The organism is Botrimarina sp. (assembly GCF_040219535.1).
Lineage (GTDB): Bacteria > Planctomycetota > Planctomycetia > Pirellulales > Lacipirellulaceae > Botrimarina.
Window position 1 is genome coordinate 1 of the sequence record NZ_JAVJSH010000033.1, and the last position, 22,853, is coordinate 22,853.

Annotated in this window: 24 protein-coding genes; 14 read left to right on the top strand and 10 right to left on the bottom strand. The window is 69.2% G+C overall.

Annotation, left to right across the window (positions count from 1 at the left end; all coding sequences use genetic code 11):
- Nucleotides 1-150: 150 nt before the first annotated feature.
- Both rimK and RIC11_RS18720 read right to left on the bottom strand, forming a co-directional pair.
- Nucleotides 151-1,356: a 30S ribosomal protein S6--L-glutamate ligase gene (rimK, locus tag RIC11_RS18715; RefSeq protein ID WP_350213819.1), complete on the bottom strand. Its 1,206-nt coding sequence runs from the start codon at nucleotides 1,354-1,356 to the stop codon at nucleotides 151-153.
- Nucleotides 1,357-1,406: 50 nt separating this feature from the next.
- On the bottom strand, nucleotides 1,407-1,874 hold the full coding sequence (locus RIC11_RS18720) for an ATP-dependent zinc protease family protein (RefSeq protein ID WP_350213821.1): 468 nt from the start codon (nucleotides 1,872-1,874) through the stop codon (nucleotides 1,407-1,409).
- Between the two features lie 159 nt (nucleotides 1,875-2,033).
- Here RIC11_RS18720 and RIC11_RS18725 point away from each other — a divergent pair, with 159 nt between their 5' ends.
- The 3 genes from RIC11_RS18725 to RIC11_RS18735 all read left to right on the top strand — a co-directional run bounded on the left by RIC11_RS18725 (nucleotide 2,034) and on the right by RIC11_RS18735 (nucleotide 5,085).
- Nucleotides 2,034-2,891 carry an NAD-dependent epimerase/dehydratase family protein gene (locus tag RIC11_RS18725; protein WP_350213823.1) on the top strand — a complete coding sequence of 286 codons (858 nt, stop codon included), beginning with the start codon at nucleotides 2,034-2,036 and terminating at the stop codon, nucleotides 2,889-2,891.
- A 154-nt stretch (nucleotides 2,892-3,045) separates the two neighbouring features.
- Nucleotides 3,046-3,828: an MBL fold metallo-hydrolase gene (locus RIC11_RS18730; RefSeq protein WP_350213824.1), complete on the top strand. Its 783-nt coding sequence runs from the start codon at nucleotides 3,046-3,048 to the stop codon at nucleotides 3,826-3,828.
- A gap of 138 nt (nucleotides 3,829-3,966) precedes the next feature.
- Entirely contained in the window at nucleotides 3,967-5,085 is a 1,119-nt protein-coding gene (locus RIC11_RS18735) for a TlpA family protein disulfide reductase (RefSeq protein WP_350213825.1), read from the top strand.
- Between the two features lie 354 nt (nucleotides 5,086-5,439).
- Here the strand turns inward: RIC11_RS18735 and RIC11_RS18740 are convergent, their stop codons facing one another.
- A complete protein-coding gene (locus RIC11_RS18740; protein ID WP_350213827.1) occupies nucleotides 5,440-5,760 on the bottom strand; it encodes a calmodulin-binding protein in 321 nt (106 codons plus the stop codon).
- A 281-nt stretch (nucleotides 5,761-6,041) separates the two neighbouring features.
- On the opposite strand from RIC11_RS18740, the gene RIC11_RS18745 reads away from it, so the two are divergent.
- Complete coding sequence (locus tag RIC11_RS18745) at nucleotides 6,042-7,112, top strand: Mrp/NBP35 family ATP-binding protein (RefSeq protein WP_350213829.1); 1,071 nt, start codon at nucleotides 6,042-6,044, stop codon at nucleotides 7,110-7,112.
- A gap of 195 nt (nucleotides 7,113-7,307) precedes the next feature.
- Here RIC11_RS18745 and RIC11_RS18750 read toward each other — a convergent pair whose 3' ends face one another.
- The 5 genes from RIC11_RS18750 to cyaB all read right to left on the bottom strand — a co-directional run bounded on the left by RIC11_RS18750 (nucleotide 7,308) and on the right by cyaB (nucleotide 12,162).
- Nucleotides 7,308-7,565, bottom strand: a complete 258-nt coding sequence (locus tag RIC11_RS18750; RefSeq protein WP_350213987.1) for a hypothetical protein — start codon at nucleotides 7,563-7,565, stop codon at nucleotides 7,308-7,310.
- A gap of 351 nt (nucleotides 7,566-7,916) precedes the next feature.
- Nucleotides 7,917-8,594: a zinc metalloprotease gene (locus RIC11_RS18755; protein ID WP_350213831.1), complete on the bottom strand. Its 678-nt coding sequence runs from the start codon at nucleotides 8,592-8,594 to the stop codon at nucleotides 7,917-7,919.
- A 106-nt stretch (nucleotides 8,595-8,700) separates the two neighbouring features.
- A complete protein-coding gene (locus RIC11_RS18760; RefSeq protein ID WP_350213833.1) occupies nucleotides 8,701-9,921 on the bottom strand; it encodes a lipid-A-disaccharide synthase in 1,221 nt (406 codons plus the stop codon).
- 211 nt (nucleotides 9,922-10,132) lie between these two features.
- On the bottom strand, nucleotides 10,133-11,470 hold the full coding sequence (locus RIC11_RS18765; protein WP_350213835.1) for an MFS transporter: 1,338 nt from the start codon (nucleotides 11,468-11,470) through the stop codon (nucleotides 10,133-10,135).
- A 146-nt stretch (nucleotides 11,471-11,616) separates the two neighbouring features.
- Nucleotides 11,617-12,162, bottom strand: a complete 546-nt coding sequence (cyaB, locus tag RIC11_RS18770; protein WP_350213837.1) for a class IV adenylate cyclase — start codon at nucleotides 12,160-12,162, stop codon at nucleotides 11,617-11,619.
- A 152-nt stretch (nucleotides 12,163-12,314) separates the two neighbouring features.
- Between cyaB and RIC11_RS18775 the strand changes: the two genes are divergently transcribed.
- Nucleotides 12,315-12,530, top strand: a complete 216-nt coding sequence (locus tag RIC11_RS18775) for a hypothetical protein (protein ID WP_350213839.1) — start codon at nucleotides 12,315-12,317, stop codon at nucleotides 12,528-12,530.
- A 171-nt stretch (nucleotides 12,531-12,701) separates the two neighbouring features.
- Nucleotides 12,702-13,277: a hypothetical protein gene (locus RIC11_RS18780; RefSeq protein ID WP_350213842.1), complete on the top strand. Its 576-nt coding sequence runs from the start codon at nucleotides 12,702-12,704 to the stop codon at nucleotides 13,275-13,277.
- Here the strand turns inward: RIC11_RS18780 and RIC11_RS18785 are convergent.
- Nucleotides 13,265-14,752, bottom strand: coding sequence for a UTP--glucose-1-phosphate uridylyltransferase (locus RIC11_RS18785; protein ID WP_350213844.1), 1,488 nt, complete (start codon nucleotides 14,750-14,752; stop codon nucleotides 13,265-13,267). The genes RIC11_RS18780 and RIC11_RS18785 overlap by 13 nt on opposite strands.
- Nucleotides 14,753-15,054: 302 nt before the next feature.
- On the opposite strand from RIC11_RS18785, the gene metK reads away from it, so the two are divergent.
- From metK to ruvA, 7 genes are all read left to right on the top strand, one after another.
- Nucleotides 15,055-16,278 carry a methionine adenosyltransferase gene (gene metK, locus RIC11_RS18790; RefSeq protein WP_350213846.1) on the top strand — a complete coding sequence of 408 codons (1,224 nt, stop codon included), beginning with the start codon at nucleotides 15,055-15,057 and terminating at the stop codon, nucleotides 16,276-16,278.
- 112 nt (nucleotides 16,279-16,390) lie between these two features.
- A complete protein-coding gene (gene ispF / locus RIC11_RS18795; RefSeq protein ID WP_350213848.1) occupies nucleotides 16,391-16,882 on the top strand; it encodes a 2-C-methyl-D-erythritol 2,4-cyclodiphosphate synthase in 492 nt (163 codons plus the stop codon).
- 185 nt (nucleotides 16,883-17,067) lie between these two features.
- Complete coding sequence (cysS, locus tag RIC11_RS18800; RefSeq protein WP_350213850.1) at nucleotides 17,068-18,816, top strand: cysteine--tRNA ligase; 1,749 nt, start codon at nucleotides 17,068-17,070, stop codon at nucleotides 18,814-18,816.
- Between the two features lie 19 nt (nucleotides 18,817-18,835).
- Entirely contained in the window at nucleotides 18,836-19,033 is a 198-nt protein-coding gene (locus RIC11_RS18805; RefSeq protein WP_350213851.1) for a type II toxin-antitoxin system HicB family antitoxin, read from the top strand.
- Between the two features lies 1 nt (nucleotide 19,034).
- On the top strand, nucleotides 19,035-19,247 hold the full coding sequence (locus RIC11_RS18810) for a type II toxin-antitoxin system HicA family toxin (protein WP_350213853.1): 213 nt from the start codon (nucleotides 19,035-19,037) through the stop codon (nucleotides 19,245-19,247).
- 12 nt (nucleotides 19,248-19,259) lie between these two features.
- Nucleotides 19,260-19,763: a crossover junction endodeoxyribonuclease RuvC gene (gene ruvC, locus RIC11_RS18815; protein WP_350213855.1), complete on the top strand. Its 504-nt coding sequence runs from the start codon at nucleotides 19,260-19,262 to the stop codon at nucleotides 19,761-19,763.
- Between the two features lie 96 nt (nucleotides 19,764-19,859).
- Entirely contained in the window at nucleotides 19,860-20,486 is a 627-nt protein-coding gene (gene ruvA / locus RIC11_RS18820) for a Holliday junction branch migration protein RuvA (RefSeq protein ID WP_350213856.1), read from the top strand.
- A gap of 71 nt (nucleotides 20,487-20,557) precedes the next feature.
- Here ruvA and RIC11_RS18825 read toward each other — a convergent pair whose 3' ends face one another.
- On the bottom strand, nucleotides 20,558-21,556 hold the full coding sequence (locus RIC11_RS18825) for a type I phosphomannose isomerase catalytic subunit (protein WP_350213858.1): 999 nt from the start codon (nucleotides 21,554-21,556) through the stop codon (nucleotides 20,558-20,560).
- A 146-nt stretch (nucleotides 21,557-21,702) separates the two neighbouring features.
- Here RIC11_RS18825 and tatC point away from each other — a divergent pair, with 146 nt between their 5' ends.
- Nucleotides 21,703-22,833 (top strand): twin-arginine translocase subunit TatC, encoded by a 1,131-nt coding sequence (tatC, locus tag RIC11_RS18830; protein WP_350213860.1) that lies wholly within the window; start codon nucleotides 21,703-21,705, stop codon nucleotides 22,831-22,833.
- Nucleotides 22,834-22,853 lie beyond the last annotated feature (20 nt).

Here is a 22,853-nt window from a genome sequence, read left to right on the forward strand (position 1 = left end):
GTTACAGTTGGGGGTCGGCGTGTAACGCTTCGCTAAGTCGCCTGGGCGCAACGACTTAACCCCCGTTTTGCAACGTTTTTGCGGACAAACACGATTTTCAGACTGTCGCGTTTGTCTCGAATCGCAGAGCAGCCACACGATCAGGCGGGGCTACGACCGGGTGGCCGGGGCGTCGGTCTCTTCGGGCAGGTCCTTGATCTTCGGGCGGCGTTGCTTGCGGATCTTCTCGGGGACCAGCTCGCGCATCGCGTCGAGCTTGCCGAAGCAGAGCAGGCGGTCGTTCGGCTCGAGGGTGCGCTTCAGCCGCGGGTTGGGGATCACGCTCGTGTCGCGGTAGAGCGTCAGCACGTTGACGTCCCGGTCGGGCAGGCCCGACTCGTCGATCGTGCGGCCCACGTAGTCGGAGCCCTCGGGGATGTGGATCTCGGTCACGCCGTAGCCGCGGCTGACGGTGAGCCGCTGGTGGATATCGACCTCGGGGAAGTCGACCCTCGCGGCGATGTAGTCGATGATCGCCCCGGCGATGTCGAGCTGCGTGCACTTCTCGATCCCCTCGAGGCCGGGCGAGGAGTTGACCTCCATCACCTGGGGGCCCTCGTTGGACTCGAGCATGTCGACGCCCGCCACGCGGAGGCCCATGATCTGGGCCGAGCGGACGGCGACCTTGGCCGCTTCGTCGCTGATGTCGACCACCTCGGTCGAGCCGCCGCGGTGCACGTTGCTGCGGAACTCGTTGCCGGTTGCCACGCGGCGCATGGCGGCGACCACCTGGTCCCCGACGACGAACGCGCGCAGGTCGCGGCCCTTGCTCTCGGCGACGAACTTCTGCACGAGCACGTTCTGCTTGGTGCTCTGGAGGGTCTCGATGATGGCCTCGGCGACCTTGTTGGACTCGGCGAGGATCACCCCCACGCCCTGCGTGCCCTCGATCAGCTTGATCACGACCGGCGCGCCGCCCACGCGCTCGATGGCCGGCAGGATGTCCTTGCGGTCGCGTACGAAGGTGGTCGGCGGCATGCCGATGCGGTGCTTGCTGAGGATCTGCAGGCAGCGGAGCTTGTCGCGCGAGTTGGCCACGCCCCACGAGGGGTTCGCGGAGAATACGTCCATCTGCTCGAACTGCCGCAGCACGGCCGTGCCGTAGTACGTGATCGACGCGCCGATCCGCGGCAGGACCGCGTCGTACTCGCTGAGGGGCTTGGAGCGGAAGTACAGGTCGGGCTCGCCTTGGGCCAGGTCGATCGAGAACTTCAGCGTGTCGAGCACCTTGACCTTGTGGCCGCGGCTCTCGGCCGCGTCGCGCAAGCGGCGGCTGCTGTAGCAGTGGGGGTTGCGCGAGAGGATCGCCAGCTTCATCGGGTTTCCTTACGAGTCGATTGGTCCAAGCCAGAGGGGGGTCGGCGTCGTCACGACGCGCGGGGCTTCCGCTTGGTTTTGGGTCTGCCGCGCAGGTACACCGCCGACGGGTCGACGGCGAACCGCTCGGCCATCGCGCCGCGGCCGAGCAGCATCGGGAACTTCATCGCGGTGCGGTCGGTGAGCGTCAGCTCGATCCGCCACCGCTTCCGGCCGAGCACGCAAAGCGTACGCACCACCACCCGCAACTCCTCGTGGCCCGACGAGCTCTTCACGTGCCGCTCGTCGTGCACGGGGCACTCGCAACGGTATTCGGCGCGACGCGTGTGGACCAAGAAACGCGCCACGTGCTTGCCGCCCACGTCGACGATCTCCAGCTCTTCCGCGTGGAGCGACGAGGTCTTCGCGCCGGTGTCGACCTTCGCTTGCAACAAGGGGACACCCAGTTCGGGCAACGCGCACCACTCGAGCCAACCCAGGTGCGGCAGTTGTTCGCGCGAGTCGGAGTCTGCACTCATCGTTCGGAATCGCCCTCGGGGTGGCCGCACGCGGCGTGCCGGGGGCGCCGCGGGCTTGTGGATCGCTCTGTGCCGAGCGGCCGAGTGTATCGGACCGGGGCCGATCCGGGTACGTTGGTCGGCGGACGAACGGCACGCCCCCACGGCCCGAGATCGGTGATGGCGACACGGTTGATCTTCGGCTGCGGCTACCTCGGCAAGCGGGTCGCCGACCGTTGGCGTGCGGGGGGCGATCGGGTGATCGCCGTCACACGGAGCAGCGAGCGCGCCGATCGCCTGGCCGAAGAGGGGCTCGAGCCGCTCGTGGCGGACGTGACCGCTCCGGAGTCGCTCCGCGGGCTGCCCACAGCGGACACGCTGCTGTACGCGGTGGGGTACGACCGCTCGGCCGCCGCGTCGATCCTCGAGGTCTACGCCGCCGGGCTACAAAACGTGCTCGCCGCCGCGCCGAACGCGGGACGCATCATCTACATCAGCACGACCGGCGTGTACGGCGACGCCCGCGGCGACTGGGTCGACGAAGCGACGCCGGCAAACCCGTCGCGCGACGGCGGCAAGGCGTCGCTCGCGGCGGAGCAGACCTTGCACAGCGGCGGGCGCCGCGACCGCGGGGTCACGCTCCGGCTCGCGGGCATCTACGGGCCGGGCCGATTGCCCTACGCCGACGCGCTGCGGCGGGGCGAGCCGATCGCCGCTCCGCAGACGGGCTGGCTGAATCTAATCCATGTGGATGACGCCGCATCGGCCGTGTTGGCGGCCGCCCAAGCAAGCGCGCCGCCGAGTGTGGTCTGCGTGAGCGACGGCTCTCCCCCGCAGCGGAGCGACTACTACGCCGAGGCCGCGCGGCTGCTCGGCGCCCCGCCGCCGCGGTTCGTCGAGCCCGAGCCCGGCTCGCCCCGAGCGGCGCGGGCCGCGGCGGACAAGCGGGTGCGGAACCGGCTGCTCGTCGAGCGGCTCGGCGTGAAACTCGCTTACACCGACTACCGGGCCGGTCTGGCGGCGATTCTCCGCGGCTGACGGGCGGCGGAGCCGGTCAGCCGGCGGGCGGCGGAGCCGGTGACTCTGGGCCGCTTGCTTGCGGGTAGCGCCAAACCGCCCGTATTATTGGCGGAACGAGCACTCGCGGACGGCCGCAGGCGCCAAACCCCTCTCGACAACTGCGATCAACGGCATGCTGCAGCGGACGCCGCTATTCCCGAACGTCATCGAACTGAACCATCAGGCGCGGCGACGCGTGACTTGCAGTGTCTACCTGATCTACGACGACGACGCGTGGGCGCTGATCGACATCGGCTACGAGGACGCCGTCGACGAGGTGCTGGAGCTGATCCGGCAGCTCGATTTCCCGTTCTCACGGTGCGTGACGCTGATCGCCTCGCACGCCGACGTGGACCATATCCAGGGCCTCGCCAAGGCGAAGCAGATCCTCAAGACCCAAGTCGCTTGCCACCCGGTAGCGGCCAAGAAGCTCGAGTCGGGCGACCGGATCGCCACGTTCGCCCACATCGGCGCGCAGGGGATCGACCTGCCGATGCCGCCGGTTAAGTGCGAGCGGCTCGTTGAGGACGGCGACGTCATCCGGATCGGCGGACTCGAGCTCGAGGTCTGGCACACGCCGGGCCACACCGACGGCCAGCTCGCCTTCCGGCTCGGGGAGCTGCTGTTCTCCGGCGACAACCTTTTCCGGGACGGTTCGGTCGGCGTGATCGACGCGCACCACGGCAGCAACCTCGAAGACTTCGTCCGGTCGCTCCGCCGGATCCGCGACAGCGACGTGCGCTGGCTGCTGCCCAGCCACGGGCCGGCGTTCCGCAAGGACGACCGGCTGATCGACGCGACCATCGCGCGGCTGGAAGGCTACCAGCACCTGGCCGACTTCGGCACCTGCGCGACCGGCTGGCCGCTGATGCAGCAGTGGGAAAAAGAGCTCGTCGAGGGGCGCACCCCCGAGTGAGGCCGCCTTTGCGGCGAGCTAGAATTGTCGGCGGCCGGGGCCGGCGGCCCGCCGGCGGCGGAACAAATCGGCGCGTGTCGGCCGAACCGACGACGGCCCGCTCACCCGACCGAGCCTCCTAATCACGGAACAGCGAGAATGCGTCCTGCCGACTCCAATCGATACCTCCTGATCGCCGTGGCGGCCGTCGCCCCCGCGGCGACCGCCCTCGCGCAAACGGGGCCGCGCGCGCTAGCCGAGCTCCGCGCTCGCGAGCGGGCGCAGCAACAGGCCCAGCTAGCCGCGTCGGCCGCCGCGACCGGCGGCCCGGTCAATATCGACGCGGACCAGGTCGAGCTGCCCGCCGACCCGCGGCTGTGGACCAACTCCCCGCCGCTGTCGATGGCGGCGCTCGACGGGAAGGGCGTGGTGTTCTACTTCTTCGAGGAGCAGTGCGCAGCGTGCGCCGAGCAGTGGCCGATGCTCAACGCGATGGCCGCGAAGCACCAGGGCGAGCCCGTGCTGTTCGTGGCGGTGAACTCCGGGACCGACCCGCGCGAGCTGGGGCGCTACGTCAGCCGCAACCGCGTGCAGTGGCGCCTGGTCCACGACCCCAACGGGTCGCTCGCCAACGCGATGGGCGTGCCCGCCCTCACGCCGCAGGGCCCGTACTTCGCCGTCCGCTCCCTCAACGGCGAAGGGGAGATCGAGTCGGGCGTGGGAACCGACTTCGAGGCGACCGTCAAGCAGGCGCTCGAAGGCGCCGCGTGGCGCGTGGCGCCCCAAGGGATCCCGCGCGAGCTGATGCGCGCCTGGGAGAGCATCGAGTTCGGCGACTTCGCGTCCGCCGCCCGCGCGGTCAACCGCGCGGCGTCGAGCAACGAGGAGGGCGTCAAGAGCGCGGCCGAGCGGCTCCAAACCGCGGTCAGCGAACACGCCACCGAGCTCGCCAAGCAAGCGAAGGACGCGCTCGACGAGGGGGACAAGTGGGCCGCTTACAAGGCGCTCAACCGGATCGTCGAACAGTTCTCCGACTACGAGGACCTGCCGCTGGTCGATCGGGTCGAGACCAAACGCGACGAGCTCGCCGAGGACGCCGAGATCGAGCGCCAGGTCGAGGCAGCGAACCTTCTCGAGAAGGCGATAGCCACCGCCGCGCGAGGCGGCCCGGCGGCCATGCGCCGGGGCAAGAGCCAGCTCGAGCGGATCGTCAGCGACCACGGCGGAACCGAGGCGGCCGATCGGGCGCAGAAGCTGTTGAACAGCCAAAGCCGATAGCCGACGGTCCGCAAACCGCCGACCGAGCCGACAAGCCCACTGCGACGCCAGAAAAGCAACTGAGCCCCGGGGCGTCAGCCCGGGGGGTCGCGAGCCGAACCAACTCTGGCGCAACTCCCCGGGCTGACGCCCCGGGGCTCAGGCCTTCTGCACGAGGCCGGGTTTCTGGCGGCTCCGCTTGCCTTCGGCAAGACGTCGCTCGGCTTACGTCTCGAGCGGCTCCGCTTGCCTCCGGGCAAGACGTCGCTCGCACCCCGCGGAATCAGAACGCGTCGAGCACGAAGTGGTGGCCCGAGTGCTGCGCTCCTGGCGGCTCCGCTTGCCTTCGGCAAGACGTCGCTCGCACTCGCGGCCTCAGAAAACGTCGAGCACGAAGTGGTGGCCCGAGTGGAATTGGCGGGGGCTTGGGTAGTAGTTGTGCCACCGCTTGTTGTAGACCGGGATCCGCATCTCGGGCGGGTACCGGTAGTACAGGCTGTCGGCGGAGCGGTAGTACTCGCTGCCCCAGTAGTTCTGGGGGTAGTACACGTACGGGTAGTGGTAGAAGCGGTTCCAGTCGGTGCTGGTATAAGTGCCGCTGAACTGCCGGCCGTAGGCGTTTTGGGCCTCGGCCTGCGGCGAACCCACCACCACAGCGCCGGCCGCCACGGCCGCGCACAAGAGCTTGCGGATCATCAGTCGTTCCCCCCCCGGTAGCGACGCCCGGTGCGGAGCGTCGCGCGATTCGGGCCGGCGCGCCCTCGGCGTGCGGCTCCGCTGAATGGTCTGATCGGCCGGCGGCACAGACGGCATTGAGCGAAAAAACGGCAGAACCGGCCCGACCCGGCCCCGCGCCCCGGCTACTCGCCGGCGGCGGGGCCTATAGACTCGGTCGTGAGCCGCTCCGCCGGGCCTGCCGCCGGGCCGGGCGGCCTCTGCCCCCCACCCTCTCCGACCCCCGCTTCGCCCGACCTCCCATGGCCGACCTGCAGAAAGCCCGCGCCGTCGTCGATTCGTTCCCCGACCCCGAGACCGGCCGGCCGCTGGGGGCCATGGAGCAGGTCCGCGCGGTCCAGGAGCGCGACGGCCGGCTCGCGGTCGAGATCGCCCTCACCAGCTGGGCCGCCCCCCTCCGCGACGAGACCCTCGCCGAGCTGCGCGAGGTGATCGCCGCGCAGTCGGACTGGGAGGCCGAGAAAGTCGAAGTCACCGCCACCGAGCTCGACCGCCCGGCCGAGAAGCTCGGCCAGATCGGCGTGACGGCGAAGAGCGTGATCGCGGTGGGCAGCGGCAAGGGCGGCGTGGGCAAGAGCACCATCGCCGCGGCGATCGCTTTCGGCCTGCGGAACGCCGGCGCGAAGGTCGGCTTGATGGACGCCGACGTGTACGGGCCGAGCGTGCCGCACCTGCTCGGGATCACCGAGCGGCCCACGGCGTCCGACGGGAAGCTCCAGCCGATCGAGGCCCACGGGCTGCGTGCGATCAGCATGGGGCTGATGGTCCCGGCCGGCGAGGCGGTCGTTTGGCGGGGGCCGATGCTGCACGGCGCGGTCACCCAGATGCTCCGCGACACCGAGTGGGGCGACCTCGACTACCTGCTGATCGACATGCCGCCTGGCACCGGCGACATCGCGTTGACGCTCTCGCAACTGCTGCCGCTTACCGGCGCGGTCGTGGTCTGCACGCCGCAAGACGTGGCGCTGCTCGACGCGGTCAAGGCGATCGCCATGTTCCGCAAGGTCAAGACGCCCGTCCTCGGCGTGGTCGAGAACATGAGCGTGTTCGTGTGCCCCGAGTGCGGCGTGAGCCACGACATCTTTGGCTCCGGCGGCGCGCGGCAGAAGGCGGCCGAACTCGGCGTGCCCTTCCTCGGCACGGCGCCGATCAACGTGGACCTGCGTCGCCGCGGCGACGACGGCCGCATGGCCGAGGCCTACGACGACGACGCCATCGCGGCGCCGCTGCTGGAGATCACCCGCAACACGGTGCGGCGGATCATCGACCGGCGAGGGGGCGCCGCCGCGACGCCTAGCCTGCCGGTCTTGTAGGCCAACCGAGGGCCCGTTCGGGGGCTCAGCAGAGGGGCCCAGCAGAGGGCTCAGCGGCGCGTCTCGACGCGGTGGCTGCGCCGCGGCGCTTCGGCGCAAACCCTTGCGCCGCAACAAGAAAAGCCGCGCGGCGGGAGGCCCGACGCGCGGCTTCGATTGGTCTGTGTCGATTAACCGCTGCAGCGGCGGCGCCGCTCAGGCGGTCTTCTTCCGACGGACCTTCTTCTTGGCCGTCTTCTTCTTGGTGGCCTTCTTCTTGGCCGTCTTCTTCTTGGCGGCCTTCTTCTTTTTCTTCTTGGCGCCCTTCTTCTTCGCGGCCTTCTTCTTGGCCGACTTCTTCTTGACGCCCTTCTTCTTGGCGCCCTTCTTCTTCGCGGCCTTCTTCTTGGCCGACTTCTTCTTCGCGACCTTCTTGGCCGTCTTCTTCTTGGTCACCTTCTTCTTTTTCGCCACGTTCTTCCTCCTCAAAACGAGTCGCGGTGGACGGGCGGCTGCGTTCGTAAGTTCGGCACAGCGCGCGTCAGCCGCATCGGGAACGAGCCGCTCTTCCGCAGCGACTCTCGACGACCGACTCCGATCGACCGCCGCGTGCGAGGTCGGTGTCGCCATCGACTCGAGTCGAGTCACCGAGCTCGTTACGAGTGAGCCGGCTCAGCAACACGCGCTTGCGCGTCGGTGTCGACCTTATCGGCCGTACCTGCGCTGCTACTGTAAGCATTAGTGCAAGCGCCGCAACAGGTTTTTCGAAAATTGTAGCGCGGAGCGCGGCGCTGCTCAGCGCGCCGACCGAACGCTCCGGCGCGCTCAAGCGCCGCGCGACAGGTTGTACTGCTGCAGCGTTTGGTAGTTCTCGAAAGCGAGCGCAGCGAACAACGCGACGTTCCAGAGTGACCCCGTCGCGTTCCAAGACCAGACCGCCAGAGCGAGCGCAACGGTGATCGACAACAACAACGAAGCGACGACGCCCGTCGTCGCGGGCAAGAAGCGCACGCACAACTCGCGCGCGACGCGACCGCCGTCGAGCGGGTAGATCGGCGCGAGGTTGACGAGGCTCCAGACCAGGTTGACCCACAGCAAGCTGCCGACGAACACGCGCGCCTGCGGCGAGTCGGGCAGGCCGAAGCTCTGCCTCGCCGCCCACGTGAGCCCGAACAGCGCGAAGCCCGCCGCTGGTCCCGCGAGCGAGATCAGCACCGACCGCCACCAGCCGTCGCGCACGCCGACGGCCGACGCGTAGCCGCCGAACGCGTAGAGCACGATGCTCGGCTCGCCGCCGAAGCCCCGCTGCAGCAGCGCGTGGCCGAACTCGTGCACGAGCACCGACAACAATACGGCCGCCACCCAAACGACCGCCATGTCCGGCGACGCCGAGCCCCCGAGCACCAAAGCGACGACCCAGAAGACCGGCGTGATCCGCACCGGCACGCCCAGCAGGCGGAACGAGAGGTCAAACGGCGAGGGCGTGACGTTCGTGAACAGCATCGGGGCTCGGTGGTTGAAAAAGCTCGGGAAACGAAGGCCCGATTACACCACCCCGCCGCACGCCCGCCCAGCGTCGGGCCCCCGGGAGGGCCCCTCGAGCGACCCCTCAGGCGGCCCGGGACGCCGCCGCACCGGGCAGCTCGCGGAGCAGGTACTCGGCCGCTCGCTCCGACGCGCCCGCGGCGCCGATCTGGTCACGCAGCGCGTGCATCCGGCGGACGAGGGCGTCGCGCTTCGGCTCGTCGGTGAGCCACTCGACGGCGTGCCGCGCGAGGCTTGGAGCGGGGTCGCGCCAGGTGAGGTACTCGGGCATCAGCGCGTGCGCGTCGCGCGGGTCCGCTGGGTCGTAGACGCCCACTCGCTTCGGGAACAGCTCGTCGGTCGTGAGCAGGTTCACGAGCGTGATGTACCGCACGCGTCGGAACAGCTTCTGCACCTGGTGCATCGGCCACGACACGCGGTACGTGATCGCGGTGGGCTTCGCGTGGTGCAGCAGCTCGAGCGACACCGAGCCGGACACCGCCAAGCAGCAACGCGCCGCTTCGATCAGCTCCGGCGTGCGGCCGACGTGGACCGACGGCGCCGGCCCGTCGGCGAAGCCCTTCGCGGCGATCGCCGCGCGGACACGCTCCGCGTGCGCGGGCTTGAAAGCGGCGACAGCGAACCGGGCGTTGGGCGCTTGTTGGCGCACGAGGCGCGCGGCCTCCAGCAGCGTGGCGAGGTTCGCCTTGACTTCTTGCGTGCGCGATCCCGGCAACAGCGTCACGAGGGGTCCCGGCGCGTCGCGTTGTTCGGCCAAAAAAATCTCGTCGAGGCGGCGGCCGTGCAGCTCGTCGAAGTAGGGGTGGCCCACGTGGGTCGCGTTGCAGCCGCGCTCGCGCAGCCAAGCCTCTTCGAAAGGCAACTTGCACAGCGCGTGGTCGACCCACCGCCGCAGCTTGCGCACGCGCCACGGCGCCCAGCCCCAGAGCTGGGGCGTGCCGTAGTAGAAGACCGGCACGCCGTGCCGCTTGGCGCGCCGCGCGATGTGCCAGTTGAAGCCGGGGAAGTCGACGAGCACGACCGCGTCGGGACGGTGCTCTCTGAAGTAGTCCTCGGCCTCGGCCGCGAGTCGCAAGAACCGGGGGATCACGCCCACCACTTGTAAGAAGCCCATCACCGCGTGCGCGGTCAGGTCGTGGTGCAGCTCGGCGCCGGCGGCCGCCATCTTTGGCCCGCCGAAGCCGACGAAGCGGATCGCGTCGCCGCTCGTGCGGCGCAGCGCACCGATCAGGTTGGCGCCGTGGAGGTCGCCGCTCGGTTCGCCGACAGAGAAGAAGATCGTCATCGCCGCGGGGTCGAGGGCAGCGGGTGTACCGAAGGAAAGCGAGCCGGACGCCCGGCCGCGGGCGGATTGTTCCAAATCCCCCAGCCCCCCGCTGCGCCGGTTTCCGCGGGCCCGCCAAGCCGCAAACCGCCCGCCCCGCGCTTCCCGCTTCCCGCTTCCCGCTTCCCTCGTCCCCCGTCCCCCGTCCCTCGTCCCCCGTCCCTCGTCCCCCCTACCCGCCCCGCGTTTCCACCATGCGGTGCGTCATCGCGGCCGCTAGCAGCATGACCGCCGCGCCGCCGGCGAGGACCGGGACGATGCCCAAGCGCCACACGAGCGAGCCGACCAGCGGCGAGCCGACAACGACGGGCGCGGCCAGGCAGAGGCCGACCGAGCTGGTGTACTGCGCATGGTGTTCTCGGCCGACGAGCTCCAGCGTGTAGTTGAGCAGCATCTTGTTGGTGACCGGCGTGAAGCCCAGCGGCAGGAACACGAGCCAGTACGCCTGACCCGACGCGGAGGCGCCGCCGGTGGCTAGTGCGATCGCGGTGAGCGGCGCGGTCGCGGCGCCGAGCATCGCCAGCTGCACCGCGCGGCGGGATCCGAAGCGGTCGGCGATCGGCCCCGCCATGAGGCTCGCGACGGCCACGGCCACGTGCTGCGTGACCGTCCAGGTGACGAGCGAACGCACGTCGAACCCCGCGCCGGCCGACTCGCGCGCAAGGGTCTGGTAATGCGGGAAGAGCGTGAAGGCCGAGCTGTAGAGCGCGGTCGCCACCGCCACGGGGCGCATGCGGGGGTCTTCGAACAGCAGCCACGCCGCGCGGCGGACGCGGCGGAGGCCGTTCGCGTGGGGCTCGGAGAAGTCGTCGTCGGTCTCGCGGATCGCCAGCATCGTGAGGCCCGCGAGCGTGAACGCGATGGCCGGCGCGGCGAACAGGTAGTCGAACCCGCCGCCGGGCATGGCGAGGAACACCGGCATGAGCGTCGTGACGGCGAGCACCGCCAGCGGCGCGCCGAAGATCACGCCGAGCGAGAACAGCCGGCCCCGACGCTCCGCGCGGACCAGCTTGCCCTGCACCGTTTGGACCGACAGCTGGTTCAGCCCCACGACCGCGAAGAACCAGCCGTAGAGCGCGAGGAACACCCACTTGGTCCACCACGCTGGCGCGCCGTCGGCCGCCCGCCACGCGTCGGAGGCCCACAGCACGCTGATCACGGCGAACGGCATGCCGGCGCCGATGGTGGTCGCCATCAGGCTCCAGCGTTTCTGCGGCATCAGCTTCAGCCGCCGCGCGTAGAGGACCGGAGGCAGGCTGGCGCCGATCCGGTTGAGCACCATCAGCAGGCTCCGCACGACCGCCCCGCCGCCGAGCAGGTCGAGGAAGTACGGCATCACGATGCTCTCGGTCTTGAAGACCCAGCCCACCCGGAAGAGCACCTGGTGCACGACCAGCCACACGAAGTTCCGCCGCTCCGCCCCCGGGCGCCCGCCGTGCGACGCGTCGGCGCCGCGCGGCTCGGCCGGCGCGACCGGCGCAGCGGGGGCGGTGGGGACAACACGAGACATAACCGGGCGGGGGCCGCAGGCAGCGGTTGGGAGGGACCTCCCACCATAGGCACGCCCGGGCAATCGGCCCACCCTGCGGCGCGGCGCCGGCTGCGGTGGCGCGGGGATCCGTCGGCTTCCGCCGACGGCTGATTTCGCTTGGGGGTTTAGCGTTCGCTGTTTGCCAGCACGAGTTCGAGGTAGCTGCGCGGCTCGGGGTCGCTCAGGCCGAGCTCCGCGGCCAGCCGGGCGACGTCGTCCGCTGCGGCGTGGCTGTCGGCCGGCTCGGCGAGGGTCTCGATTTCGGCAAAGAGGCCGAGGCCCTGGACGTCGTCGATCGACAGTTCGTACGTGCGGCCGCGGTCCAAGCGGTAGAGGGTGCGACGCTTGCTGACCGTGGCGACCCGGCGGAAACCGAGCCGGTCGAGCACATCGGCCCACCCGCCCGCCGTGCCGGCGGCCAGCGGCAGCTCGATCTCTTCGCGCGTCCGCGCCGCTCCGCCCAGCTTGGGGCCCTTGTAGGTGAGCCGGTCCTCGCCGTCGACCGACCGCAGGCGCAGCGCCTCATCGGTTTGGGCGAAGTCGCGCGCCGGGTGGTTGTAATAGGCGTCAACCTGCTCGATCGTCGATCCGAGCACAGCGCCGAGCGTGGCCAGCCGGGCGGCGAAGTCGGCCCGGTCGCCGAGCGGGAATTTGAGTTCGACTTCGTTCACGGGGTGGGTGGGTCGTGGTGAGTGGTTAGTGGTTGGTGGTCAGTTGGGCTCAGCCGTCGGCGGGCGCCGACGGATTTGGGGCCCGCTGATGGCCGTTCGGAGTAGCATAGTCGGCAACCGAGGGCCGATTGCCACAGGACTAGTGCCCAGCGATGCCGAAGCGACCCGCCACGCCCGAGCGAGCCGCCCGCGACACGCTCCTGTGCATCGCGATCGCGATCGGTATCTGGGTGGTGGTTTGGCAAACGGGGCTGGGCGGGCCGGTGCTTCACGCCCGCGACGTAGTGTTGCGAGCCGCCGTCGAATTAACTGGACCACAGCTGTTTGTGCCGATCATGGTCTTCGGCTTTCTTTCTCTGACCGCTTAACAGTTTGCGAGACTCAACGGCCTGCTCCTTCGAAGGCGCTACTCAGTAGCGCAATTGATTGGGGCGACAACCCTTCTCGCTCTTTACGCCGGCGCGATTGGCATCGCAGGAGCCCAGATCCGTCGGGGACTGCTGCTTTCGATAGATGCGGGACTTAGCTTTCTCTTTTTTATGATGGGTCAGGTGTGGGCTTCAATCGTCCTTCAGACGATTGCATACGCCCGGGCACATGCCAACTTCTGGCAACGCCGACCTTCCGGCAAGCAACGGCTTCTCGTCCCGGCGCGCATCGACCTGATGCGTCATGCGATCGTCGCAGGGGTCGGGGTGACCGTTTTTGCGTGCAGCATCTACGCTCGACCCGACCTTTCCGTGAACCTATTATTGGTTTGGATCGGTGCGATGTCGGCAGTTCACGCCAGCATGATCGCCGAAACGTCCCTGTCTGTCTTCGATAGCGGGATGCACGTCCGCGGCAAGCACTGGCGTTGGGAGGACGGCCGGCTCGAGTTGGTCGACACGCCCGAGGGCGTGCGGCTCGCGCCGGAGCGGGTCATCGCCGGGGCGCCGCGGGTGCTGCGCCGGTGGCCCGTGATTCCGCCGGAGCGCGTCGAGGCGGTCCGCTTGGCGCTTGCTGAGAAGCAGCCAACCACGGATAGCACGGATGACACGGATCGAACGACCTCCGTGCAATCCGCGTCATCCGTGGTCAACAGCGACCCGCCGTCCGGCGCTCAGCGCAGGTAAGTCGGCCCGTCGACCGCGATCGGCCCGCGGGCCGCGCGTTCGAGGACGCCCTCGGCGTCGAGCGCCCAGAGGGGGCTGATCTCGACCGGCGTGTCGGCCGGCAGTTCGACGCCGGCCGCCTGGAGCCAGCCGCGGTGCTGGTTCACGAGGAAACGCTGCACGTACTCGGCCGTGTCCTTCGGGGCGCCGGGCGCGTTCTTGAGCGGCGCGAAGATCTCTTCTTCGGCGTATTCCACGACGATCGGGTTCTCGGCTTGCGGCAGCAGGTCGAAGATGAACCGCTCGAACTTCAGCGCGTTCGGCTCGGACGGGTCGACCGGCTCGCCGTCGGCGCCGAGGTGCGGCACCTTCTTCTTGGCGATGTGGAACGGCAGCGCGTCTTTCAGCGCGAGCATCCGCTCGAGGAACGCCACGCCGAACACGTGCACGGCGATCGAGCCGGCCCAGAACCGGAGGCCGCCCCCTTCGTCGGTCTGGGCGGCCACTTCGGCGGGGAAGTCGCTGTACTCGATCACGCACAGCTTGCCGTCGAGCATGACGAAGTTGCCGAGCTTCTCGTCGGGCGTTTCCTTCGCTACGGCGACGCTCGTCAGCTCGCTGTCGGTCGCCAGGTGGTAGCCGATCAGCTCCTTGTCGCCGATCGGGATGAGCGGGTTGTCGACCTGCAGGTAGTAGAGGCACTCGATCCCGCGGCGCTTCATGTGCTCCACGGCGTTTTCGCCGCCCGGCCTGCCGGCCATTTCCGACTTGCCCGACGTTCCCGACTTGCCCGACGTTCCCGACTTGTAGGTCGCGAGCGCGGCGACCGTGCCGCCGTGGCCGTCGGGGCTGAGGAACAGCTCGCCCTTGTCGGCGAGCAGCAGCTTGCCGGTCTCTTTGTCGACCGCCGGCATCGTGCCTTGGCGGAAGATGAACAGGTCGTCCTCGGCGAGGCCGAAGCGGTCGTGCTCGGCGAGGAACTCGACCGTGTCGTCGTGTGTGACCGGGCTGGTCATCAGGTAGACCGGAACGCCCACGCCGTGCCGCTCGGCTAGGGCGACGGCTTTCTCTAGGTGGATCTGCAGCAGCGTGGCGGCGGACACCGGGCCGATCGGGTACATGCCCTTGGGCTTCTCGAAGCCCAGGCGGCTGCCCTGCCCGCCTGCGACGAGCAGCACGCCGACCTTGCCCGCGTCGAGCGCGGCCTTGCCGCGTTTCTCCGCCTCTTCGCGGGTCACCCCCAATCCCCCGCCCTGCCCCGACTGCCGGTCGGCCAGCCGCATCGCGCGGGGCGGCTCGGCGCGGCGGGCGGCGGCCTCCCAGTCGGGCTGGTCGACGTCGCCCGCGTAAAGGGCGGCGATCTCGTCCAGGTCGATCGCGTCGAGCTGCCCGGCCAGCCGCTGCCGCTGGTCGTCGGAGAGCTCGTCCCAGAAGCGGAGCACGTGCTCTTGGCCGTGGCGGGCGAGGCGGTCGGCGAGTTCGGCGGGGGCGGGCATCGGTTTGGCGACTCCTCTGACGCGGTGGTCTCGTGCTTCGTTGTTCTTGTGATTTCCCGGGCGCGGCGGGTCCGAGCCGCGACACGGGTCGCAAGCAGCTGTCGTGCCGGGCGGGGCAGGCCTGGCGGCCCGAAGCGGTCTCGGTGGGCGCCCCCGGAGCCTATAGGCACGGTAGCGGTGAAACCCGCGCGCCGCGGGGTGTCCCCGTTGCGATAGCCCCCGTGGGCCGGATATCTTACTAGATTGTCAGAAACCCAACACGGCCCCGCGGCGGGCCCGCAGCGACCCTCAGGAGTTCCCACGTGGCGTCCGGCAACTACCTCTTCACTAGCGAATCAGTCTCGATGGGGCACCCCGACAAGGTGTCGGACCAGATCTCCGACGCCATCGTCGACGACATCCTCGCCCACGACCCCGACCCGGCCAACGCGCGTGTCGCCGTCGAGACGCTCTGCACGACCGGCCAGGTGGTGGTCGCCGGCGAGGTCCGCACGAGCCACTACGTCGACGTGCAGAAGGTGGTCCGCGAGACGATCAAGCGGATCGGCTACACCGACCCGTCGATCGGCTTCAGCCACGATTGCGGCGTGCTGAACGCGATCCACGAGCAGTCGGCCGACATCGCGCAGGGCGTCGACAAGGCGTCGGACGTCGAGGGCGAGCAGGGCGCGGGCGACCAAGGCCTGATGTTCGGCTACGCGTGCAACGAGACCGACGTGCTCATGCCGCTGCCGATCCACGTGTCGCACCGCATCGTGGAGAAGCTCGCGCAGCTGCGCCAATCGGGCGAGCTCAAGTGGCTGCGGCCGGACTCCAAGAGCCAGGTCACCGTCGAGTACGGGCCGGACAACAAGCCGATCCGGATCGACACGATCGTCGTCAGCACCCAGCACGACGAGTCGATCCTCGCCAAGTGCGGCACGAAGATCACCGACGAGGCCAAGCAAGAGATCATCAAGAAGGCGATCGAGCCGGTCCTCCCCAAGGAGTACGTCGACGGCGAGATCACCTACCACATCAACCCGACCGGCAAGTTCGTCATCGGCGGCCCGCACGGCGACACCGGCCTGACCGGCCGCAAGATCATCGTCGACACCTACGGCGGCCGCGGCCGCCACGGCGGCGGCGCGTTCAGCGGCAAGGACCCGAGCAAGGTCGACCGCTCGGCCGCGTACATGGCCCGCTACGTGGCGAAGAACCTCGTGGCGGCCGGCCTGGCCGACGAGGTCGAGGTGCAGCTCGCCTACGCGATCGGCGTGGCCGAGCCGGTGAGCGTGAACGTGAACACGTTCGGCACCGGCAAGGTCGACGAGGACGTGATGATCAAGCTCATCCGCGAGCACTTCAAGCTCACGCCCCGCGGCCTGATCGCCGAGCTCGGCCTCACCAGGCCCGTGATGAGCGCCACCGCGGCCCACGGCCACTTCGGCCGCGAGCCCGGCCCCAACGGCGAGTTCTCTTGGGAGAAGACCGACAAGGCCGACGCGCTCGCGAAGGCGGCCGAGTCCGTCGCCGTGGCGAGCTGATCCGTTTCACCGCGGAGGACGCGGAGATCGCGAAGATCCGGGGGAGGGCGGAAATCCGCCCTCCCCTTTTTTCTTTCCCTCCGCGTCCTCCGCGCACTCCGCGGTGGACTTTATGAACCTCCGTATCGGCCTCGGCGAAGACCGCCACCGACTCGGCGACAAGCTCTCTGGGCCACTGCGCCTGGGCGGGGTCGATGTGCCGCACGAGCGGGGCCTCTTCGGCCACTCCGACGCCGACGTTCTGCTGCACGCGGTCACCGACGCGCTGCTCGGCGCGGCCGGCTTGCCGGACATCGGCGAGCTCTTCCCCAACACCGATGCCGAGAACCGCCGCCGCGACTCGGCCGAGTTCCTCCGCGAGGCGATCCGCCGCGTGCGGGAGAAGGGCTACGAGCTGGTCAACCTCGACTGCGTGGTCCACGCGCAGCAGCCGAAGCTCTCCCCGTACAAGGACGCGATGCGGCACGCGATCGCCGGCGTGCTGGGGGTCTCGGTCACACAGGTCAACGTGAAGGCCAAGACCGGCGAGGGCGTCGGCCCCGTCGGCCGCGAGGAGGCGATCGACGCGCGGTGCGTGGCTTTGCTTGTCGCCAGTGGCCAGTAGTCAGTAGGCAGCAGACGCCATCGACGCCGGGCTTCGCTGCCTACTGCCCTCTGCCTACTGCCTACTCTCCCGCCGACCGATCTTCCCCCGGTTGCCCGGTTCCCCGTACCCTAGGGGTTTGCGTCCGCCGGCTCCCGCCGGCGGCTCGAGTCGCCAATTCCGCAATCCGAATCCCGCAATCCCAAATGGCCCTCGCCTCGCCCGCGACGTTCGACCCGGCGACCGACGCCGGCCCGCACCCGACGCTCACGATCTACAACACGCTCTCGAAGAAGAAAGAGCCCTTCGAGACCGTGAAGCCGGGCCAGGTCGGGATCTACCTGTGCGGGCCGACGGTCTACGGCAAGGCCCACATCGGCCACATGGTCGGGCCCGTGCTGTTCGACACCATCAAGCGCTACCTGACCTACTGCGGGTACGAGGTCCGCTGGGTCGTCAACATCACCGACGTCGACGACAAGCTCATCAAGGCGGCCGCCGAGCAGGGCCTCACGATGGCCCAGGTCGCCGAGTTGAACATCGAGGACTACAACGCGAACCTCGCGGCGCTGGGCGTCACGACGATCGACGACTTCCCCCGCGCGACCGAGTGCATGGGCGACATCATCGCCTTCATCGAGGGGCTCGTCGACGAGGGCTACGCGTACGAGGCCGGCGGCGACGTGTTCTTCGACGTCGCCAAGGACGCCGACTACGGCAAGCTCTCCAACCGCACCGTCGAGGGCATGCAAGGCGACGGCGGCGGCGCGGCGGAGAAGAAGCGCTCTGCGGCCGACTTCGCGCTCTGGAAGGCCGCCAAGCAGGGCGAGCCCTCGTGGGACTCCCCCTGGGGCCAAGGGCGCCCCGGGTGGCACATCGAGTGCTCCGCGATGTCGAAGAAGCTGCTCGGCGAGACCTTCGACATCCACGGCGGCGGCCTCGACCTGGTGTTCCCCCACCACGAGAACGAGATCGCCCAGAGCGAGTGCCGCCACCACAAGCCGATGGTGAAGTACTGGGCGCACAACGGCTTGCTGCGGAAGGACTCGGCCGCCGGCAAGATCGGCGGCAAGGCCGAGCGCGACAGCCAGACGGCCGCCGACGAGGGGGGCAAGATGAGCCGCTCCAAGGGCGCGGGCGGGCTCGACGAGCTGATCGCCCGCCAGGGCGGCGAGCGGATCCGCTTTTTCTTGCTCCGCACGCACTACCGCAGCACGGTGCTGTTTAGCGAGCCGGCGATCGAGGAGGCGGCCGCCGGCCTAGAGACCTTCTACCGGCTGTTCAAGCGCTTCGCGCGCGTCGCCAAGGCGGACTTCTATTCGATCACCGCCGCGACAAGCCGCGGCGCCACGAGCATCGCGCTGGGCGACGACCCGACGCTCAACGCGGCCGAGGCGTGCCGAGACAAGTTCCTCGCCGCGATGGACGACGACTTCAACACCGGCGGCGCGGTCGCCGAGCTGTTCGAGCTGGCTCGCTTGGCGAACAAGTTCTGCGAGGACCACAAGCTCGAAGAATCGGCCAACGCGGCCGACTTGGCCACGCTCGAGCTGGTGATGACCACGATCAAGGAGCTGGCCGGGATCCTCGGGTTGTTCTGCGAGCCACCCGCGCAAGCCGGTGGAGCGACCGACGAGTTGCTCGGCAAGGTGATGCCCGTGGTGATCGACCTCCGCTCCGAGGCCCGCGCGGCGAAGAACTTCGCCGTGGCCGACGCGATCCGCGACGGCCTGAAGCTGGCCGGCGTGACCATCGAAGACCGCCCCGGCGGCGCCGAGTGGTCCGGCGGCGGCGAGGGCGCCGTCGACGCGGTGATGCGGATGCTGATCGACCTGCGCGCCGACTCCCGCAAGAACAAGGACTTCGCCACCGCCGACGCGGTCCGCGACCGCCTCGCGGCGGTCGGAGTGACGCTCGAAGACCGGGCGGGCGGCACGGAGTGGAGTGTAGGATAGATCCCGGGGAGACTCAGACATGCGTTACAAGATTGCATTGGAACACTCCAACGAAGGTGTTGCGGCGTCGGTCCTGGGGCTGCCCGGCTGCCACTCACAAGGCGCCGACGAAGCCGAGGCGATGCTGAACATTCAAGACGCGATCCGCGAGTACCTCGCGGTTCAACGCGAGCTCTGGACCGAACGGGACGTACGAGAAGTCGAAATCGAGGCCTGACGTGCCGAAGCTGCCTGGTGTCAATCACAAGGATGCGATCCGCGCACTCGAGAAGGCCGACTTCCTTGTTGCCCGCGAGGGCAAACACACGGTGATGACCGATGGCGAACGGATCCTGACGATCCCCAGGCACAATCCGATCAACGCCCACACGATGGGCTCGATCGTCCGCGACGCAGGGCTCACGATCGAAGAGTTCCGCCGCCTGCTCTAGCCCATCGCACCCTTGCGTATCCTCGGCATCGACCCCGGCCTGAACACCACCGGCTACGGCGTGATCGACGCGTCGGCCGGGGCGCTGCGGCTTGTCGAGGCGGGCGTCGTGCGCGGCACGCGTGGCGCGTCGCTGGCCCAAAGAGTGGGCGAGATCCACGAGGGGGTCGCCGACGCGATCGCCGCGCTGAAACCCGACGCGGTCGCCATCGAGGAGCTCTACTCGCATTACGAGCGGGTGAAGACCAGTATCCTGATGGGCCACGCCCGGGGGGTGATCGTCCTGGCCGCGGTCCAGGCCGACCTGCCGGTGCACCACTACGCGGCGACCCAAGTCAAACGCATCCTCACCGGCGCGGGCCGCGCGCCGAAAGACCAGGTGCAGCTCGCCATCGCCCGCGAGCTCGGGCTATCCGCGCCGCCCGACCCGCCCGACGTGGCCGACGCGCTAGCGATCGCGATGACGCACTGGTTCTTGGGCTGCCAGCGAGCAGCCGGCAGCGGGCAGGTTTACTGACTAGCGGGCAGAGGGCAGCAGGCAGCGGGCAGGTTTGCTACAAGAAGTCGCTCGTTTTCTCAACTGCCCTCTGCCTACTGCCCTCTGCCTACTCCCTTGATCACCAAACTCACCGGCCGCGTCGTCGCGGCCGCCGGCGACACGGCCACGCTGGCCGCCGGGCCTTTCGAATACGAAGTGCTCATCCCCGAGTTCGCCCGCCGGCGGCTCGCCGGGCTGATCGGCGAGGAGGCCTCGCTGCACACGCTGGAGTACCTCGAGGGCGACCCGGCGCGGGGGCGGCTCACGCCGCGGATGGTCGGCTTCACGGCGGCGGTCGAGCGCGAGTTCTTCGAGATGTTCTGCCAGGTCGATGGCGTCGGCGTCCGCAAGGCGCTGCGCGCGATGGTCCGCCCGGTCGACGAGCTGGCCACGCTCATCCAGGAGCAGGACGCCAAGGGCCTCTCCACGCTGCCGGGCATCGGCCCCGCGACCGCCGAGCGGATCATCGCCAAGCTGCGCCGCAAGGCGGCCAAGTTCGCCCTGATGGTCGGCCGCGACGACGCCCCCTCCGGCGACATCGAGCGCGACCTGCTCTCGGAGGCGTTCGAGGTGCTCCGCACCCTCGGCCACAGCGACACCGACGCCCGCCGCCTGATCGACGGCGTGGCGACCAAGTCCAAGACGAAGTTCAAGGACGTCGAGGCGCTGCTGCACGCGGTCTACGAGCAACGGAGCGAGTAAGCAGAAGGCTGTAGGCTTTAGGCTGTAGGCTTTAGGAAAGTGAGATGCGGCGCATCGCGGCCGACCAGCAATCAGTCCGGCAGCCGCATCGACAGCAGCACCGCGCCGGTCTGCTCCGCGGCGAATTCGCCGGGCGGGCATGCGGCCGGGAGCAGCAGGGTTTGGCCGGCGGTCATCGGCTCGTCGTACCCCTGCCCCTTGAGGTGGCCGGCGCCGTCGATGAGGCAAACGATCTGCGGGCCGTTGGATAACGGCAGCTGGGTCGGCCGCATCGCCTCGGATCGGCAGCGGTCGAAGAGGAACTTGTCGCACTCGACCAGCCGCTCCCAGCCGTCACCAAGCGGCTCGGGCGTCTGCGGCTCGACCGGGCCGCGTGTGTAGTCGGCCACCGCGAGCGACTCCTGGATGTGCAGCGGCCGCGGCTGGCCGTCTTTATCGAGCCGATTCCAGTCGAACAACCGAAACGTCGTGTTGCTGGCTTGTTGGATCTCGGCGATCACGAGCCCCTCGCCGAGCGCGTGGACCGTGCCAGCGGGGATGAACACGCAGTCGCCAACGCTCGGCTCCAGCACGTGCAGGCAACGGTCGCACTCGCCCGCTTCGATGGCGGCGGCCAGCTCGTCGCGGCCGACGCCCTCTTTGAGGCCCGCGTAGATCTTCCCGCCCGGCTCGGCGGCGAGCACCAGCCAGGCCTCGGTCTTGCCGAGGTCGGGCGGGTCCTGCCGAGCGGCTTGGGCGTCGTTCGGGTGGACCTGCACGGAGAGGGTTTTGTGCGCGTCGAGCAGCTTGAAGAGGAGCGGGAAACGCTCGGGGTGGCCGCCCCGCTCCCGTTCGTAGCCGCCGAAGAGCTGCTCCGGATTTTCGCTGACCAGTTCGCCGAGCGTCTTGCCCGCGAAGGGACCTTTCTCGACGACGCTCTGGCCGTCGGGGTGGTCGACCACCTCCCAGCTTTCGGCGCAGATCGCGCCATCGGCGAGCGGCTTGCCGAACATCTGGCCCAGCCGCTCGCCGCCCCAGAGGTAGTCCTTCAGCACGGGCCGGAGCCGCAACGGGTGATTCAAGGGAGGCATAGCTTGCGTGGTGCTTGGGGTGGGCGGATTAGCGATCGACGCGGGCCCTCGATCGTGGCGGAGCTTCGGCGCCCGCGTTGTCCGCTGCTCTGCGGCCGACTATTATCGCCGAACCGCCCCCGCCGCCATCCCCCGGCCCGCTGTACGTGAAGCGCCTGACCGACCCCAATCACGACCCGCTAGAGGACTCGAAGATGTCCTTTGGCGAGCACCTGGAGGAGTTGCGGTCGGCGCTGTGGAAGGCGGTGATCGCGGTTTCTCTTGGCTTCCTCGTTGGGTTGGCCGTCGGCGACGACTTCATCCGCTTCGTGACGGCGCCGCTCGAAGCGGGCCTCCGCGAGTTGGAGCAGCAGACGAAGCTCGCCCGGTTCCAGGCCGAAGAGCAAGACCCCAGCTCTGCCGAGCAACGCTTCCTCGACGAGGGACTTGTCCCCGAGAGCTACTTCTTGTCGCCCGATGAGTTCCTGGAACTGCTCGAGGGGCTCGGGATCCAAGAGGGGGCGCCCGCCGAGATGCCGGATCGGCTGCGACTCCGCGTGTGGACCGCGCCGCGCGACGCGCGGCTGATCGCCACCGGCGCGGAGACCGGCTTCTCGGTTTACGTGCGGGCGTCGTTGGTGGTGGGCGCCGTGCTGGCGAGCCCGGCGGTCTTCTACTTCCTGTGGACGTTCGTCGCCGCCGGGTTGTACCCGCACGAGAAGCGGTACGTGCACTTCTACATGCCCGTCAGCATCGGGCTGTTCCTCGTGGGCGCCACGGTCGCTTTCTACGTGGTGCTGAAGTACGTGATCAGCTTCCTGCTCAGCTTCCACGCGTGGCTAGGCATCGAAGCCACGCCGCGGATCAACGAGTGGCTCGGCTTTGTGCTGTTGCTCCCGCTGATGTTCGGCGTGGCGTTCCAGCTGCCGCTGGTGATGCTCTTCCTGGATCGGATCGGCGTGGCGTCCGCGCAGGTCTACCTCAAGTACTGGCGCTACGCGGTGCTGGTGATCTTCGTGCTCTCGATGATCCTCACGCCGGCCGACCCACAAAGCCTGCTGGCCATGGCCGGGTGCCTGACGCCGCTCTACTTCGGCGGGATCCTCCTCTGCAAGTATCTGCCCAAGCGCGACAACCGCCCCTTCAGCGAGCCAGAACCGCCGGAGAAGAAACCACCCGCCAAGCGGTCGGTCCAGCCAACGGGCGCAGCGGGCGAAACCGTATCTCGCGGCGCCTCGCCCGCCGGCGGCGACCAGACCTCCGAAGGCGGCCCGCGAGAAAAGCCGCCCGAGAACTGAACCACGCGGACGGCGTGGCC